This window comes from Pseudomonas sp., assembly GCF_050739935.1.
Classification (GTDB): Bacteria; Pseudomonadota; Gammaproteobacteria; order Pseudomonadales; family Pseudomonadaceae; genus Aquipseudomonas.
The window spans coordinates 1-17179 of sequence record NZ_JBOICF010000005.1 but is presented as its reverse complement, the minus strand read 5'-3'; the positions used below and the strand labels follow the sequence as shown (position 1 = coordinate 17179).

The following is a 17179-nucleotide window of genomic DNA, read 5'->3' as shown; positions in this document are numbered from 1 at the left end:
ACTCAGCAGTGAAACGATGCATCGCCGATGGTAGTGTGGGGTTTCCCCATGTGAGAGTAGGTCATCGTCAAGATTAAATTCCAGAACCCCATTTGCGAAAGCAGATGGGGTTTTGTTTTTTGCCCCGGAAAAATTTCTCTGATTCGTTCTCGAGCTGTGGGAGCGAATTCATTCGCGATAGGCCCGTAAGGCGAACCTCGCTCTCGGAATGAATTTGCTCCCACAGGTTGCCTGAGACCATCACGCAGCAGCACGGCGTCGCCGACGCAGCCAGCCATTCCAACGCCCCTACCTGCCAATCAGCTTCAGTGATAACACCCCAATCAGCGGGCGGTTGATTAACAAAAGATAACGTCATGTCGATTGTCATACGTTTCCAAAGCTGGCTAGGATGAGTTCGCTTCGGTGGTCACGTCGCACGCAGGCTAGAGCGCTTGCAGCAGTTGTCTGGACCTCCAGAAGAATCTAATAACAATAAAGGAAGGGGAAAGCTCCATGCGTGAGCCTGTCAATCGGCGCGCTGCGTCCGTGGTCATTCAGGGCAATGTCGATTTCTGGACCCTACACACGGGCAAGCCTCTGAGCGCTGTGTTGTCATTGTTCATCTCCATGACCTTCTGCGGAGCGGTGTTGGCCGCTGAAAGCGTGCCAGTCGATATCCCCGCCAACGTCGGCGACGCATCAGTTTTCGCGCTGGAGTCCGCCAAGGCTTCCCGAAGTTTGCTGCTGGACGTGACTCACGCTGGCAAGCGCATCGTGGTCGTAGGAGACCGCGGCCATATTCTCTATTCCGACGATCAAGGCAAGACCTGGACTCAGGCCAAAGTCCCGACGCGTCAATTGCTGACTGCGGTTTACTTCGTTGACGACCAGCATGGCTGGGCAGTGGGGCACGATGCGCAGATTCTTGCCAGCAGCGACGGCGGAGCCACCTGGACCAAACAGTTCGAAGATCTCAAGCGTGAAGCGCCGCTGCTGGATGTCTGGTTCAAGGACCTGTCCACCGGCATCGCCGTCGGCGCCTATGGCGCGCTTCTGGAAACCACCGACGGTGGCCAGCATTGGGAGGACATCGGCGACCGCCTGGATAATGAAGACCAGTATCACCTCAATGGCATCGCCTACGTGAAAGATGCGGGTCTGTTCATCGTGGGTGAAATGGGCAGCATGTTCCGCTCCGCTGATGACGGTCAGACTTGGGAAAGGCTCGAAGGCCCCTATCAAGGCTCGTTATTCGGCGCTCTCGGGACCGGGCAGGCGAATACGCTGTTGGCTTATGGTCTGCGCGGCAATCTGTTCCGTTCCACCGACTTCGGCAGCAATTGGGAACCCGTCGCCCTACAGGGTGAACGCGGGCCGCTGGAGTTCAGCATCGCCAATGCTTCGTTGCTGCCGGACAGCTCCGTCGTGTTGGTGGGCAACGGCGGCAGCGTCATGCGCAGTACAGATGATGGTGAAACCTTCACTGTCTCGAACCGTCCCGATCGACTCTCGCTGGCCGGTGTAGCCGAAGGCGACATGGACGAACTGATTCTGGTAGGACAGGGGGGCGTTCACGTCACCTCGCCAACGGGCGCTGATGTCGCTCAACAATAAGAACTGACCAGGCGAGGACGCTTTAACCATGACCAACTTTCAACCCCATCACGACAAACCGACACTGCTTGAGCGATTGATCTTCAACAATCGCCCGACAGTGATCGGTATCTGCCTGCTGGTCAGTATTTTCCTGTTCTGGCAGGCCACTCTGGTTCGACCCTCCACCAGCTTCGAAAAGATGATTCCCTTGGGTCACCCCTTCATTCAAAACATGATGGAACACCGCAACGACCTGGCGAATCTGGGCAACACCGTGCGGATTTCGATTGAGGCAAAACAGGGCGACATCTTCTCCAAGGAATACATGGACACGCTGCGTCAAATCAACGACGAGGTGTTCTATATCTCAGGCGTGGATCGTTCGGGGCTCAAGTCACTGTGGAGCCCGAGCGTACGCTGGACCGAGGTGACAGAGGAAGGCTTTGCCGGTGGCGAAGTGATCCCGCAAAGCTATGACGGCTCGCCCGAGAGCCTGGACAAACTGCGTGACAACGTCCTTAAGTCCGGCCAGGTTGGGCGTCTGGTGGCCAATAACTTCAAATCCAGTATCGTCGATGTGCCGTTGCAAGAGTTCTACCCGGACCCCAGCGACCAGAGCAAGTTGTTGCCACTGGATTACCGGCAGTTCTCCCATCAGTTAGAAGAAAAGATTCGCGACAAATACGAAGCGCAGAACCCTAACGTTGATATTCACATCGTCGGCTTCGCCAAAAAAGTCGGAGACCTGATCGACGGCCTGATCATGGTGGTGATGTTCTTTGGCGTAGCTTTCCTGATCACTCTGGTCCTGCTGATGTGGTTCACACGTTGCGCCCGCAGCACGGTCGCAGTCTTGAGCACCACGCTGATCGCGGTGATCTGGCAGCTGGGTCTGATGCACGTGGTGGGCTTCGGTCTGGACCCCTACTCGATGCTCGTACCGTTTCTGATCTTCGCCATCGGGATTTCCCACGGAGTACAGAAGATCAACGGGATTGCCTTGCAATCCAGTGATGCCGACAACGCGTTGACCGCCGCCAAACGCACATTCCGGCAGTTATTCCTGCCGGGGATGATCGCAATCCTCGCCGATGCCGTCGGTTTCATCACGCTTCTGATCATCGACATCGGCGTGATTCGCGAACTGGCCATTGGTGCTTCCATCGGCGTTGCGGTGATCGTGTTCACCAACCTGATTCTGCTGCCGGTGGCGATTTCCTACGCAGGTATCAGCAAAAGGGCGGTGGTGCGCAGCAAGGAGGATGCGGTGCGCGAGCATCCGTTCTGGCGTCTGCTGTCGAATTTTGCCGCGCCAAAAGTCGCCCGGGTCTCTGTGGTACTGGCTTTGCTGGCACTTGCCGGGGGGCTCTGGTACGGCCATAACCTGAAGATCGGTGACCTTGATCAAGGTGCGCCGGAGTTGCGGCCCGATTCACGTTATAACCAGGACAACAACTTCATCATCAATAACTACTCCACCAGTTCCGATGTGTTGGTGGTGATGGTCAAGACGCCTGTAGAAGGGTGCTCGGCCTATCAGACGCTGTCAGCGATCAACGAGCTGTCGTGGAAGATGGAGAACACACCGGGCGTGCAGTCGGCGATCTCGCTGGTCACGGTTTCCAAACAAGTGATCAAAGGGATGAACGAGGGCAACCTGAAATGGGAATCGCTGTCGCGCAACAAGGACGTGCTCAACAGCTCGATATCCCGTGCCGATGGGCTGTACAACAACACCTGTTCGCTGGCTCCGTTGCTGATCTTCCTCAACGATCACAAGGCAGAAACCCTGGATCGCGCCGTACATGCGGTGCAGGACTTTGCCAAGGCCAATAACAAGGAAGGCCTGGAATTCCTCTTGGCTGCGGGCAACGCCGGAATCGAAGCGGCCACCAACGAAGTGATCAAGCAAGCCGAACTGACTATCCTGATTCTGGTGTACATCTGCGTCGCCGTGATGTGCATGATCACCTTCCGTTCATGGGCCGCGACGTTGTGCATCGTGCTGCCGCTGGTGTTGACCTCGGTGCTGGGCAACGCGCTGATGGCGTTCATGGGCATCGGCGTGAAGGTCGCGACGCTGCCGGTGGTGGCCTTGGGTGTAGGCATCGGCGTCGATTACGGCATCTACATCTACAGCCGTCTGGAAAGTTTCCTGCGCGCGGGTCTGCCACTGCAAGAGGCGTATTACCAGACGTTGAAGTCCACCGGTAAAGCGGTGCTGTTCACCGGCTTATGTCTGGCGATCGGCGTGTGCACCTGGATCTTCTCGGCCATCAAGTTCCAGGCGGACATGGGGCTGATGCTGACCTTCATGCTGCTGTGGAACATGTTCGGCGCGCTATGGCTGCTGCCGGCTCTGGCGCGGTTCCTAATCAAACCGGAGAAGATGGCGGGCAAGGTGGGAAATTCACTGTTCTCCCATTGACGGCCGCTTGAAACAAAAAAAACCGCGGCCTGTTGAAGGGCTGCGGTTTTTTGTTGATCGCATAATTGTAGGTCATGCGGCGTTGCGAAGACTGTCAGTAGTGACTGCTCAGTTATAAACGAAGAACCCGCGCCCGCTCTTGCGCCCCAGATACCCCGCCGCAACCATTTCCTTGAGTAGCGGAGCAGGGCGGTATTTGCTGTCGTTGAAGCCTTCGTGGAACGCTTCGACGATTGCCAGCAGCGTGTCCAGACCGATCAGATCGGCCAGCGCCAGTGGACCGATCGGCTGATTGCAGCCCAAGCGCATACCATCGTCGATGTCTTGCGCGGTGGCCAGGCCTTCCTGAAGCACCAGAATCGCTTCGTTGATCATCGGCACGAGAATGCGGTTGACCACGAAACCTGGACGATTGCCCGCAGTGATGGCGGTCTTGTTCAGACGCTCGGCCAGTTTGATCGCCGCCGCGTGCGTCTCATCGGCCGTCTGCAGGCCGCGAATGACTTCGATCAGGCCCATCATTGGCACCGGATTGAAGAAGTGCAGGCCGATAAAACGTTGGGGGCTGTCCACGCTGGCCGCCAGTTGCGTTATCGACAGCGACGAGGTGTTGGAAGCGATCACGCAATCGGCGCCCACGTTCGCCGAGATCTGCTTGAGCAGGCGCAATTTGAGGTCAAGGTTTTCGGTGGCCGCTTCGATCACCACTTGCGGGTCATTCAGTTGCGCATAGTCAGTGATACAGCGGATACGCCCGATGGCCTCTTCAGCAAGCTCGATACTGAGCGTCTGTTTGTTCACCTGGCGTTCGAGGTTTTTGCGCACGGTGGCCAGGCCTCGTTCCAGTGCGGCGTCGTTGATGTCCAGCAAGGTCACGTCGAACCCGGCAACCGCGCAAACCTGCGCGATACCGTTGCCCATGGTGCCCGCGCCGATCACGGCAATCTGATGCATGGTCATGGAAAGTCTCTCTTCACACGCGTTCGAAGATCACGGCGATGCCTTGGCCTCCGCCGATGCACATGGTCACCAGCGCATAACGGCCGCCGATGCGGTGCAGTTCATGAATGGCTTTAGTGGCGATGATCGCACCGGTTGCGCCTACCGGGTGGCCCAGGGAAATGCCAGAGCCGTTAGGGTTGACCTTCTCCGGATCGAAGCCCAGTTCACGAGCTACCGCGCAAGCTTGGGCGGCGAATGCCTCGTTGGACTCGATAACGTCCAGATCGGCCACCGTCAGACCGGCGCGCTCCAGCACCTTGCGGCTTGCCGGGATCGGGCCCAGGCCCATCATCGACGGTTCGACCCCTGCGTGAGCGTAAGCCACCAGACGCGCCATCGGCTTGAGGCCGTGTTCGCGCACCATGTCGCCGTTGGCCATCACCAACGCAGCGGCGCCGTCATTCAGGCCTGAGGCGTTGCCCGCAGTGACGGTACCGTCTTTCTTGAACGCGGTCTTCATCTTTTCCAGCTGTTCGGCGGTGACGTCGCCACGCACATGTTCATCCTGGGCGAAGGTCAAGGTGCCCTTGCGGGTCGCGATCTCGACCGGGACGATCTGCCCTTCGAAACGGCCTTCGGCGATGGCGCGGGCCGCGCGTTGCTGGCTGGTCAGGGCCAGTGCGTCCTGATCCGAGCGAGTGATGCCGTAGTTCTCGGCGACGTTTTCGGCAGTGATGCCCATGTGGATATTGGCGAACGGGTCATGCAGCGCGCCGAGCATGTAGTCGTAGGCTTGCACGTTACCCATGCGCGCCCCCCAGCGGGCCTGCGGCATGATGTAGGCGCCACGACTCATGGATTCGGCGCCACCGGCCAGCGCGGCCTTGGCGTCGCCCAGCAGCAGCGATTGCGCGGCGGAGACGATGGCCTGCAGGCCCGAACCGCACAGGCGATTGACATTCATCGCAGGAGTCTCCTTGGTCAATCCGGCTTCCAGAGCGATGACGCGGGACAGGTACGCGTCGCGGACCTCGGTCGGGATCACATGGCCCATGACCACATGCCCGATGTGTTCGGCTGCCAGACCCGATTCGGCCAGTGCGGCGCGACTGACCTGAGTGCCCAGTTCGATGGGCGAGACGTCCTTGAGAGAACCGCCGAATCCACCGATGGCGGTCCGCAGTGCGCTGACGACGAAAACTTCGGTATTGCTCATATCGATTCCTCAACTGTTGGATTTATTCTCGGGCGGCACCGATGAACGGCATTTCGGCCAAGTGCTGTTGCGGGCAAGTCTAGATCGGCATTCGGAAGCGGCCTATGCCAAAACTGTCCAGATCGGCTGGCGTTCTTTACCATCAGCGCTGTGGCTCATAACGACAAAAGGAAACGCGGCTCATGCGGGAAAAGGATTCAGTGTCGATCTACTTCGTCCAGCTGGTAGTGCATGCCCTGCGTGACCAGCCCTTGCGCCTGCAATCGGTGCTCGAAGGGGCGGGAATCGACATGGCACTGCTGAACGACCCGGCAGCACGCGTACCCGCCAGTGCGTTCGCTGCCCTGTGGCTGATTCAGATCAAGGAGTTGGGTGACGAATTCTTCGGTCTGGATTCCCACGGCATGCCGCTCGGCAGCTTCGCGCTTATCTGCCGAGGCCTGATTCAGGAACCCAACCTGGAAAAAGCCTTGCGCCAGTGTCTGGCCAATTTCGCTCTGTTTCTGCGCGACTTTCGCGGCAGTCTGATCGTGCGTGGCCAACGCGCGATCATCGCTGTGGACAACCATGCCAGCGACCCAATCAAGCATCGTTTCGGCGAAGAGACCTTTCTGTTGTTGATGATCAGCCTGTTGTGCTGGCTGGGCGGGCGCCGCATCACCATCGATCGCGCGCAGTTTTGTCATACCCGCGAGCGGCTCAGCGACGATTCGCTGTTATGGGGCTTTAACCTGAGTTTCGGCGAGGCCCGCACCGAGGTCGAATTCTCCAGCCATTACCTGCGCCTGCCGGTGGTCCAATCGCTGCCGTCACTCAAATCGTTCCTGCGCACGGCGCCGCAATGGCTGGTGATTCGCTTCCGCAACCAGCGCGGTCTGGCCGCGCAGGTCTACCAGCGTTTGCGCAGCAGTCATTACGGGCATTGGCCGACACTGCTGGAAATGGCCGTCGAACTCAAACTTAGCCCCACCACCTTCAGGCGTCGCCTGGAGCGCGAAGGCTGTGCGTTTCAGGGCATCAAGGACGAAGTACGCCGCGGCATCGCCCAGCAGAAGCTGCGTGAAACCGAGATGAGCGTAGTCGAGATCGCAGCGTTGGTAGGCTTCCAGGAGCCCAGCGCGTTTCACCGGGCGTTCAAGAAGTGGACCGGGGAGAGTCCGGGAGGCTATCGGGCGCGTGCCAATGAAGTGGAGCGTGGGTAAGTTGCTTGATATTCCGAACGCCCGAAGCTTATTTTGTACGTCTCGCCGCCTCGCGGTCTGCCTGATAAAAAGGATTTGAGTCATGTTGAGCGATGGCCACAATTCACTCGCGCAGCGATTGATGGGCATTGATGAAGTCGAATGCGTCACCCCGGACCTGAACGGCGTGCCGCGCGGCAAGGTGATGACGGCCGAGGGTTTTCTTGAGAGTCGCCGTTTGCAGCTGGCGCGTGGCGTACTGCTGCAATGCATCATGGGCGGTTATCCGGCAGCGAAATTCTATGGCAGCGACGACGGCGATCTGGCACTGGTGGCCGATGCCCAACAGATTCATCGCCTGCCCTGGAGCGACGAGCCGCGGGCGCTGGCGATCTGCGACGCGGACGAGCTGGATGGTCAACCTTCAAATCTGTCGACCCGTGGCCAGCTCAAATCGGTCATTGCGCGCTATGCCCGTCATGGCTGGTCGCCGGTTGTCGCCACCGAACTCGAGTTTTTCGTCTTCGCACCCAACAGCGATCCCGCGCTGCCGTTCCAGCCGCCGGTGGGGCTGGATGGTCGGCGCGAGGATGGGCAGTCGGCGTTCAGCGTAAGTTCCAACAATGGCCTGCGTCCGTTTTTCAGCGAAGTCTATAAAAGCATGGCCGCACTGGGTCTGCCTCGCGATACGTTCATGCACGAAATGGGCGTGAGCCAGTTCGAAATCAACCTGTTGCATGGCGATCCGCTGCTGCTCGCCGACCAGACATTTCTGTTCAAGCACATGCTCAAGGAAGTGGCGCTCAAGCACGGGCTGACTGTGGTGTGCATGGCCAAACCGCTGGCGCATACGCCCGGCAGCTCGATGCATATTCATCAGAGCGTCGTCGACAGCGTTACCGGTCAGAACATTTTCAGCGATGCCCAAGGCGAGCCGACAGCGGCCTTTCATCACTTCATCGGCGGTCAGCAGGCGGCGATGGCGGATTTCACCGCGTTATTTGCCCCCAACGTCAATTCCTACCAGCGTTTGTGTCATCCTTTCGCCTCTCCGAACAATGCCTGCTGGTCTCACGACAACCGGGCAGCGGGGCTGCGTATTCCGGCCAGTGCGCCGGTCGCCCGACGAGTGGAAAATCGACTGCCAGGTGCCGATGCCAATCCTTACCTTGCCATTGCAGCCAGTCTTGCAGCGGGGTTGTACGGCATCGAACAACAGCTGCAACCCTCGGATCCGATCCAGGGGGAATTCGCCGTGCCGGATAATCTTTCGTTGCCATGTACCTTGCACGCGGCGCTGGAACGTCTGAAACGCAGCTCGTTGGCCAAGGAACTGTTTGGTGCCGAATTCATCGAAGGCTACATCGCGTCGAAGACGCTGGAATTGACCAGTTTCTTTAACGAAATTACTCCCTGGGAGCGCCGAGTTCTGGCCGCCCAGGCTTAAGAACCGTGGTTCGAAAACTCTCCGTGAAGGAGGGTTTTCGTTTTTGGAAAGCCGATGCGCCAAATCTGGAAATCGTTTCGAGCGCTGTATTTCGCCTCACTGATGATGTTGATCGGTTCGGGCCTTCTGAGTACTTACCTCGCCTTGCGTCTCGCTGCCGATCAGGTGGACGGCCTTTGGGTCGGCGCGCTGATGGCGGCCAACTATGTCGGGCTTGCCTTGGGCGGCAAGATCGGTCACCGGCTGATCGGTCGGGTGGGGCATATTCGTGCCTATGCGACCTGCGCCGGTATCGTCGGCGCCGCGGTGTTGGGGCATGGCTTGATCAACTACCTGCCGGCCTGGATTTTTCTGCGGATGATCGTCGGTCTGGGCATGATGTGTCAGTACATGGTCATCGAGAGCTGGCTCAACGAACAGGCGTCGCCCAAACAGCGCGGCCTGGTGTTCAGCGGCTACATGATCGCGTCCTACATGGGTTTGGTGTTCGGTCAGCTGATTCTGGTGATCCATCCGCAGTTGGGGCCTGAGCTGCTGATGCTGGTCGCGATGTGCTTCACCCTGTGCCTGGTGCCGGTCGCCATGACCCGCAGCATTCACCCGGCGCCGATGCATCCCGCTCCGCTGGAGCCATTGTTTTTCATGCGCCGTGTGCCGCAGTCGCTGACCACTGTCTTGAGCGCCGGTCTGATCATCGGCTCGTTCTACGGCCTGGCGCCGTTGTATGCGGCGCAACAAGGAATGTCGACCGAGCATGTCGGTCTGTTCATGGCGTGCTGCATCGGTGCTGGCCTGCTGGTGCAGGGGCCGCTGGGCAAGCTGTCGGACCGTTATGACCGCGCCTGGCTGATTCGCGGCGTCGCCGGGCTATTGGTGCTGGCTGCGTTGCCGCTGGCAATCTTCCCGAACGTGCCGATGGAAGTGCTGTTTGCCGTGGGTTTCGTGGCATCGCTGCTGCAGTTTTCGCTTTATCCGCTGGCGGTCGCGTTCTCCAACGACCACGTTGAGGGCGAGCGACGTGTCTCGCTGACGGCCATGTTGCTGATGACCTATGGCATCGGCGCCAGTATCGGGCCGTTGGTGTCGGGCGTGCTGATGAAGCAGTTCGGAAGCAATATGCTCTATGCCTTCGTCTGCTTCACGGCGTTGGTTCTGGTGCTGCGGATTCGGCCGAAGGCTGTCACCAATCTGCACCAGGTCGAGGATGCGCCGCTGCATCACGTTGCGATGCCGGACAGCATGTCCAGCTCGCCTCTCGTGGTGGCACTCGACCCGCGAGTCGATGAACAGGTGGTTCAGGAGCAGATGCAGACGACGGAGCCTGAGGCAGAGCCCTTAACCGAGCCGCAGCCGGAGACCGAGCAGCCGGAACGCGTCGTGCCTTCAGGTGAGGGCGTCGTGCGCCCGGTGGCGGTGGTGGACAGCGACGTCAGCGCCGAGCCACAGGCACCAAGGCCCGATGTGGCCCATGAGGCTTCGCGGGATGTAGGCGTGAATCGATCGCTCTGAGCTGTTTTTGATTCTGGGCACAGCTCGTAGAAGCATGCTTACTCGCGATCTGCCGCGAAGCGGCAGTAAACCAGGCACATTGGCCGTATCAGGCAGATCGCATAAGCCGAATTCGCTGCCGGTGCCCGGCAGATCGCCACAAGCTGAATCCCTACGTCGTACAGGCAGAATCAAAAACGGACAGGCGCGATGCGGGGAGTTGCATGACCCGCGTCAAAAATCGTCGTCTTTGTCGAACCGGCGCGCTTCGCGTTGCAGCTGGTAGACGAAACGCTCGACCTGACGCTGCACCAATCCGCTGAAGTTATGGAAGCGCACGCCAGCAAAGGTGGTGTTGATCCTCTCTTCGAAGTGCAGATAGCGCAACTCCACTGAGGTAGTCATCGCGCCGAACGGCAGGTGCGCGATGAAGCGCTCGTAGACCTGACCCAGCTGCATGCGTTCGGAGACATCGCCCTCGAAGCGCAACTTGCATCCGGTGGCGGAGATGTCCAGCAGCTTGCCGCGCAGGGGAGACTTGAGTTTGTCGCCGCCGATGTCGATATCGACCAGAGACGCCAGTTTCAGCGCGGCGCGGAAGGCGTTGCGGCGCTGGTGGTAGACGACTTCTTCAGGCAAAGGGCCGCGATAGCTGCGCGGATCCTCGATGATGGTCATCCGCGCCTTGACTTCCCAGGCGATGCGCACGCCATCGTGGAAACCTTCGACGCGGAAGGGCTCGCCGTTAGCCAGGAATCGTTCGCCATCGCGAGGGATCATTTCGTCCAGCGAGATTTCTTTGCTGTCTCGGTCAACGTCGATGACATAACTCTGGAAGCGCTGACTGCGCTCGTGAAAAGTGATGATCAAAGGATCATGACTTTCCATCAGCAGCCGCAGGTTGGCGGCAATTTCCAAAGGCGTGGTAAGTACCTTCGGGGGCTGCGGAACATCTTCCGCGCTTGAGGCATTCACGGTTTTCCATCTCCAGGCAAAAAGCGACAACGTGCAGCGGTAGGCATTTTGCCATCATGCTGTATGCTTTTATACAAGAACTTAAGCCTGGCTGAGCGGACGTGGTCTGGCTCGTCCGGACGTCGAACCCCGGCTGTCATAGAGCGTCGGAGTATCGCCGCCGTTGAGGATTCTGAGTTGCTGTGCCGTGGTCAGCTGCTGTAGTTGGATCAGCTTGCCATTCTGTTCGTTGGCGGCCTGACATTCGGCTAACAGCGCCGTCAGTTCATCGCCTGCTCTCAACAATGCTTCGCCCACCGACGAGTGTCTGGCCACTTCTTCAAGTCCTGCGCGATTGGCGGGCAGGCCAAGACTCGACAGCAGTTGACTGCGCCTGCGTCCGTGCTGCTCGAGCACGATCACCAACGCCTGTTTCTGCGCGAGGATGTGTTCCATTTCGACCATATTGCGACCGTGCAGCGCCAGTGACTCGGCCTTCAGGATATCCAGCAGATGCTGGGCTGGCGCAACATCGTCCGTGATCAGTTGAAGCAAAGTAGTGTCTTGCATCGCATGCCCTGGGATTTAAGCGTCCGGAAGCCCTGCGCGGACCGGGGGCTAGCGCTGGGCTTCGAAATTAAGCAGTTTGTTCGCAACACGGTTGCTGTCGACCTTGTAACTGCCATCGGCGATAGCCTGCTTCAACTCAGCCACACGGCTGCTGTTGACGACGGGCTGATCACGCAACGAATCAGTGATCTTCTGCAACTGTTGAGCTTCACTGCTCAAATGTACCTTCTCGCCGCTACCGCTCACGCTTTCGGAACTGCTGACCGTCGCCGCGGCGTCGGTTTTGCCGGTTTCCTTGGTGCTGACGGTACGTGGTGTACCGCCAACGGTAGTGGAGCTATTCAAACGACTGAAGTCGATGACCATGATTGAAAAACCTCTGGGTTCTAGGACGCTTGCCTTGGTTTCGGCCAAACCCGGAATAACTTTAGGGCCCGTGCGAAAACAGTCTTGAATTGACTTCGCATGGGACCGATGGGTTCCGAGTGTAGAAAAAGCGCAAGCGTAGCGCCAGAGGACAATAGCCTTTACATAGGCACCTCGACCTGACCCGGGGCCACAATGCTGGCCTTGATCACGCGTTTGGAATTGAGGTTCTTGACCCGTATTTGCTCGTTGAAACCGCCATCCGATAACGCCTCCCCCGGCATGCGCACACTCATCGACCCGCTGCGGGCACTGATCACGACCTGATCGCCCTTGCGGATCATCTGTGGCTGTTCCAGATGAACAGGGGTAAGGATCTGATCAATGACCGTTGGTCGGACGACTTTCTGCCCAATCGCCTGATCGACGGAATCGAGAAAACCCTGTCCCAGCAGCCCTACGTCACGTTCGCGCATGGCGACATCACCTTCCGAGACGATGGCATCGCGCTTCATTGGCCGGACCACGGTCACGACATTGCGAAACAAATGTACCTGGGCCGGCACGAACACCGTCCATGGAGCGCTGCCCTCGCAACGTACACGGACGGTGACGCGACCGACGGGCTGGGCCGGGCTTTCCAGTGAGGCCGTCAAATCCTTGTCACAGTGCGGCATGCGCAGGCGAGGGTCGAGTTGCTTAACTTCGATCTCGTAGCGGCCGGCGGTCTGACTGGTTGCCAGATAGTCTTCCACGGTGAATTCAAGAAAGCCCTGGGTGACGCCGATAAGTTGTTCAGGCAAGGTCACGTTGTCCGCACGGCTGATCCCGGCGGCACAAAGCAGGCACGCCGCAGCCAGCAGGCAGAAAATGCTGCGGGTTGCGCAAGTCAGACGTCGGGATACTGTCGTTTGTGTGTTCATGACAGGTAAATAGCAAGGCCCGTGCCGCTTGCGGATGTGGCAGTGCGCAATTGGTCGTTTTGGGAAGGAGTCGGTGCATGGCTGGTGTTTTGGATTCAGTTAACCAGCGCACTCAACTGGTAGGGCAGAACCGCCTTGAGCTGTTGTTGTTCCGTCTGGACGGCAAGCAGTTGTATGGGATCAACGTGTTCAAGGTAAAAGAGGTGCTTCAGTGCCCAAAACTTACCCACATGCCCAAATCCAGTCCGATTGTGCGCGGAGTGGCAAATATTCGGGGCGGGACGATCCCGATTCTCGATCTGGCGATGGCAACCGGTTCGGCGGCGCTGGGCAGCATTGACAGTGCGTTCGTGATCATTACCGAATACAACACCAAGATTCAGGGTTTCCTGGTGCATTCGGTCGAACGCATCGTGAACATGAACTGGGAAGACATTCACCCGCCACCCAAGGGCACCGGTCGCGATCACTACCTCACGGCGGTGACGCGTATCGACAACCAGTTGGTGGAAATCATCGACGTGGAGAAAATCCTCGCCGAGGTGGCCCCGGTTTCGGAAAACATCTCGGCCGGCGTCATCAGCGCGGAAGTGCAACACAAGGCCGTGTCCTTGCGAGTGCTGACCGTTGACGATTCGTCGGTAGCGCGCAAGCAGGTGACCCGCTGCCTGCAGACCGTCGGGGTGGAGGTGACGGCGTTGAATGACGGTCGTCAGGCACTCGAATTCCTGCGCAAGCTGGTGGACGAGGGTAAGAAACCGGAAGAAGAGTTCCTGATGATGATCTCCGACATTGAAATGCCGGAGATGGACGGCTACACCTTGACTGCCGAGATCCGCAACGATCCGCGCATGCAGAAGCTGCACATCATCTTGCATACTTCCCTGTCCGGGGTGTTCAACCAGGCGATGGTAAAGAAAGTGGGTGCCGATGATTTCCTGGCCAAGTTTCGGCCGGATGATCTGGCAGCTAGAGTGGTAGATCGCATCAAGGCGGCAGATATCAGCTGAGGAAGGACTTCCTTCCTTGCTGTTCACATGATTTTGAGAGGCGGCATGTCTACAGGTAATTTGGATTTTGAGCAGTTCCGGGTCTTCCTGGAAAAAGCCTGTGGCATTTTGCTGGGTGAAAACAAGCAATACCTGGTGTCCAGCCGCCTGAACAAGCTGATGGAACAGCAGGGCATCAAGTCGTTGGGAGAGTTGATTCAGCGCATCCAGAGCCAGCCACGCAGCGGTTTGCGCGAGCAGGTGGTGGATGCCATGACGACCAATGAGACCTTGTGGTTTCGGGACACCTATCCGTTCGAGGTGCTCAAGAACAAGGTGTTGCCTGCGCAGCTCAAGGCAAGTCCCGGGCTGCGTCCGCGGATCTGGTCGGCGGCGTGTTCATCGGGGCAGGAGCCGTATTCATTGTCGATGTCCATCGATGAGTTCGAGCGCAGCAATCCGGGGCAGTTGAAGGCCGGGGCGCAGATCGTAGCGACTGATTTGTCGGGGAGTATGCTCAATAACTGCAAGACCGGTGAGTACGACAGCCTGGCCATCGGGCGCGGTCTGTCGCCGGATCGGCTGCAGCGTTATTTCGATCAGAAGACGCCGGGGCGCTGGACGGTCAAGACGCCGATCAAAAATCGTGTGGAGTTTCGCTCGTTCAATCTGCTGGACAGTTATGCGGCGTTGGGCAAGTTCGATATCGTGTTTTGTCGCAACGTGTTGATTTACTTTTCCGCTGAGGTGAAGAAGGACATTCTGTTGCGCATTCATGCGACGTTGAAGCCAGGGGGGTATTTGTTCCTGGGGGCGTCGGAGGCGTTGAACGGGTTGCCGGATCATTATCAGATGGTTCAATGCAGTCCCGGGATCATCTATCAGGCCAAGTGAGCCTGGGTTGACTCAGTAGCTAACGCTTTTCGCGTTGCCCAAGTCAGCCCACATTGTTCGCTACACCCCGATCTACTGTAGGAGCCGGCCCGCTGGCGAATGCCTAGTGTCAGCCAACCGATTGGCCACTGACCCACCGGGTTCGCCAGCGCGCCGGCTCCTACGGCGTTGCGGCGTACGGGAATTTTGCGCAAGAGCACGATCCTGTAGCAGTCCGGCTCGCCGACGGCAGCGATCTCGCGCATATTCCCAAAAACAGCGCCAACACGACCGCCTGCAACAGCGGCAAAAAAACGGCACGCCCCTTGCCGCTTTCCTCCCCATCAGCGGAAATCACTTGCCGCTTTTCTGGCATCCCCATTGCCGAACATCCCTGTAAGCCCACAAATACGGGACCTCGCGAATCTGGCACGCCACTTGCTATCTCTCTGGCAAGAACATCTGGTCAACCGGTAAAGGTTTCCCGACATGAGCATCAGCTTCGAAAACGCACTGGGCATTCACGAGAAAGCGCTGAACTTCCGCGCCCAACGTGCAGAAGTGCTGGCCAACAACATCACCAACGCCGACACGCCCAATTACAAGGCGCGCGATCTGGACTTCTCCAAGGTGTTGGCCGCCCAGAGCGACAAGGCCAACAACGGCAGCTTCGCTTTGAACATGACCAACAGCCGTCACATCGAAGCCCAGGGCATGGACGTAGGCGAGGCAAGCCTGCTGTACCGCACGCCATCGCAGCCGTCGCTGGACCAGAACACCGTCGACTCCCAGGTCGAAAACGCTAACTACGCCGAGAACGCCGTTGGCTTCCAGGCCAGCTTCACGCTGCTCAACAGTAAGTTCAAAGGGCTGGTTGCAGCCTTGCGCGGGGAGTAATTCATGTCTCTATCCAGTGTTTTCAATATTGCCGGTAGCGGCATGAGTGCCCAGAACACTCGCTTGAACACCGTGGCCAGTAACATTGCCAACGCCGAAACCGTTTCCTCGAGTCTGGACAAGACATACCGTGCCCGTCACCCGGTGTTCGCCACCGTGTTTCAGGGTCAGGAATCCGGCGGCAGCGCTTCGTTGTTCGAGGATCAGGGTCAGGCCGGTACTGGTGTGCAGGTTTCCGGCATTGTCGAGGACGCTTCCAACCTGGAAGCACGTTACGAGCCAAACCACCCGGCTGCCGACAAGAACGGTTACGTCTATTACCCGAACGTCAACGTCGTTAACGAAATGGCAGACATGATCTCGGCCAGTCGTTCGTTCCAGACCAACGCGGAAATCATGAACACCGCAAAAACAATGATGCAGAAGGTTCTGACTCTTGGTCAGTGATAAGGGGCGAAAGTCATGACGACTGTTTCTAACGATACTTCCAGCGACTATCTGAAGTCCTTGCAGAAGACGACTTCAGATAAGGCTGGTGACAGCACCACCGGCGCCAGCAGCCTGGGTAAGGATTCGTTCCTGCAATTGCTGGTGACCCAGATGCAGAACCAGAATCCGCTCGATCCGCAGGACAACAGCGAGTTCGTCGCTCAGTTGGCGCAGTTCAGCAGTCTGGAAACCATGCAGAATCTGAGCACCTCGGTCGATGCGATCGGCGGTATGTATCAGTCTTCCCAGGCGCTGCAGGCTTCTTCGCTGGTCGGTCGCTCGGTGATCGTCGACGCAGGGTCGACCAATGTCGACACCAGCAAGGAGATGACCGGTTCGGTGACCGTGCCATCGGCCAGTTCGGTAACCACGGTCAAGGTGTATGACGCCGATGGCGCTGTCGTGCGGACCATCGACCTGGGTGATCAAAAAGCCGGCACCGCCAGCTTCACCTGGGATGGCAAGGACGATGCAGGCAATGTGCTGGAGTCGGGCAACTACAGCTTCATCGCCAAAGGCAGCCTTGATGGCACTGAAACGGGCTTGACCACCTACCTGCCTGCGACCGTGACCAGTGTCACCATGGGCTCGGCGGGTACTAGCATGACGCTCAATCTGGCCAACGGCACCAACATTGCCTTGTCCAAAGTTCAACAAATCGGGATCTAGAGCCGACTCGACGGCAGGAGTGCAGTATGTCTTTCAATATCGGTCTGAGTGGGCTCTACGCAGCGAATAAAAGTCTCGACGTCACCGGCAATAACATTGCCAACGTCGCGACGGTCGGCTTCAAGTCTTCCCGTGCGGAGTTCGCCGACCAATACGCGCAATCCATTCG

At 58.3% G+C, this 17179-nt stretch carries 17 protein-coding genes; 11 read left to right on the top strand and 6 right to left on the bottom strand.

Going from position 1 to position 17179, the window contains the following annotated elements:
• Positions 1-495 precede the first annotated feature (495 nt).
• Positions 496-1596 (top strand): WD40/YVTN/BNR-like repeat-containing protein, encoded by a 1101-nt coding sequence (locus tag ACRER8_RS00485; RefSeq protein WP_431744418.1) that lies wholly within the window; start codon positions 496-498, stop codon positions 1594-1596.
• 28 nt (positions 1597-1624) lie between these two features.
• Positions 1625-4006, top strand: a complete 2382-nt coding sequence (locus ACRER8_RS00480) for an efflux RND transporter permease subunit (protein ID WP_431744417.1) — start codon at positions 1625-1627, stop codon at positions 4004-4006.
• 108 nt (positions 4007-4114) lie between these two features.
• On the opposite strand, the gene ACRER8_RS00475 is transcribed toward ACRER8_RS00480, so the two are convergent.
• Both ACRER8_RS00475 and ACRER8_RS00470 read right to left on the bottom strand, forming a co-directional pair.
• Positions 4115-4966, bottom strand: coding sequence for a 3-hydroxybutyryl-CoA dehydrogenase (locus ACRER8_RS00475; RefSeq protein ID WP_431744416.1), 852 nt, complete (start codon positions 4964-4966; stop codon positions 4115-4117).
• A 13-nt stretch (positions 4967-4979) separates the two neighbouring features.
• Positions 4980-6164: an acetyl-CoA C-acyltransferase family protein gene (locus ACRER8_RS00470; RefSeq protein ID WP_431744415.1), complete on the bottom strand. Its 1185-nt coding sequence runs from the start codon at positions 6162-6164 to the stop codon at positions 4980-4982.
• A gap of 182 nt (positions 6165-6346) precedes the next feature.
• On the opposite strand from ACRER8_RS00470, the gene ACRER8_RS00465 reads away from it, so the two are divergent.
• From ACRER8_RS00465 to ACRER8_RS00455, 3 genes are all read left to right on the top strand, one after another.
• Positions 6347-7366 carry an AraC family transcriptional regulator ligand-binding domain-containing protein gene (locus tag ACRER8_RS00465; RefSeq protein ID WP_431744414.1) on the top strand — a complete coding sequence of 340 codons (1020 nt, stop codon included), beginning with the start codon at positions 6347-6349 and terminating at the stop codon, positions 7364-7366.
• A 184-nt stretch (positions 7367-7550) separates the two neighbouring features.
• Positions 7551-8792, top strand: a complete 1242-nt coding sequence (locus ACRER8_RS00460; protein WP_431744420.1) for a glutamine synthetase family protein — start codon at positions 7551-7553, stop codon at positions 8790-8792.
• A gap of 54 nt (positions 8793-8846) precedes the next feature.
• Complete coding sequence (locus tag ACRER8_RS00455) at positions 8847-10301, top strand: MFS transporter (RefSeq protein WP_431744413.1); 1455 nt, start codon at positions 8847-8849, stop codon at positions 10299-10301.
• Positions 10302-10514: 213 nt separating this feature from the next.
• On the opposite strand, the gene ACRER8_RS00450 is transcribed toward ACRER8_RS00455, so the two are convergent.
• The 4 genes from ACRER8_RS00450 to flgA all read right to left on the bottom strand — a co-directional run bounded on the left by ACRER8_RS00450 (position 10515) and on the right by flgA (position 13093).
• Positions 10515-11255 carry a flagellar brake protein gene (locus ACRER8_RS00450; RefSeq protein WP_431744412.1) on the bottom strand — a complete coding sequence of 247 codons (741 nt, stop codon included), beginning with the start codon at positions 11253-11255 and terminating at the stop codon, positions 10515-10517.
• Positions 11256-11336: 81 nt separating this feature from the next.
• Entirely contained in the window at positions 11337-11804 is a 468-nt protein-coding gene (locus ACRER8_RS00445; protein WP_431744411.1) for a flagella synthesis protein FlgN, read from the bottom strand.
• A 48-nt stretch (positions 11805-11852) separates the two neighbouring features.
• A complete protein-coding gene (gene flgM, locus ACRER8_RS00440) occupies positions 11853-12170 on the bottom strand; it encodes a flagellar biosynthesis anti-sigma factor FlgM (protein WP_431744410.1) in 318 nt (105 codons plus the stop codon).
• Between the two features lie 161 nt (positions 12171-12331).
• Positions 12332-13093 carry a flagellar basal body P-ring formation chaperone FlgA gene (gene flgA / locus ACRER8_RS00435; RefSeq protein ID WP_431744409.1) on the bottom strand — a complete coding sequence of 254 codons (762 nt, stop codon included), beginning with the start codon at positions 13091-13093 and terminating at the stop codon, positions 12332-12334.
• Positions 13094-13170: 77 nt separating this feature from the next.
• Between flgA and ACRER8_RS00430 the strand changes: the two genes are divergently transcribed.
• From ACRER8_RS00430 to ACRER8_RS00405, 6 genes are all read left to right on the top strand, one after another.
• Complete coding sequence (locus tag ACRER8_RS00430; protein WP_431744408.1) at positions 13171-14103, top strand: chemotaxis protein CheV; 933 nt, start codon at positions 13171-13173, stop codon at positions 14101-14103.
• Positions 14104-14148: 45 nt separating this feature from the next.
• Positions 14149-14976, top strand: coding sequence for a protein-glutamate O-methyltransferase CheR (gene cheR / locus ACRER8_RS00425; protein WP_431744407.1), 828 nt, complete (start codon positions 14149-14151; stop codon positions 14974-14976).
• A 468-nt stretch (positions 14977-15444) separates the two neighbouring features.
• Positions 15445-15852: a flagellar basal body rod protein FlgB gene (flgB, locus tag ACRER8_RS00420; protein WP_431744406.1), complete on the top strand. Its 408-nt coding sequence runs from the start codon at positions 15445-15447 to the stop codon at positions 15850-15852.
• Positions 15853-15855: 3 nt separating this feature from the next.
• Positions 15856-16299 (top strand): flagellar basal body rod protein FlgC, encoded by a 444-nt coding sequence (gene flgC, locus ACRER8_RS00415; protein ID WP_081568811.1) that lies wholly within the window; start codon positions 15856-15858, stop codon positions 16297-16299.
• A 15-nt stretch (positions 16300-16314) separates the two neighbouring features.
• A complete protein-coding gene (gene flgD / locus ACRER8_RS00410) occupies positions 16315-17010 on the top strand; it encodes a flagellar hook assembly protein FlgD (RefSeq protein WP_431744405.1) in 696 nt (231 codons plus the stop codon).
• Positions 17011-17036: 26 nt separating this feature from the next.
• Positions 17037-17179 (top strand): flagellar basal body protein (locus ACRER8_RS00405; protein WP_431744419.1); only part of this gene is annotated, 143 nt, incomplete at its 3' end.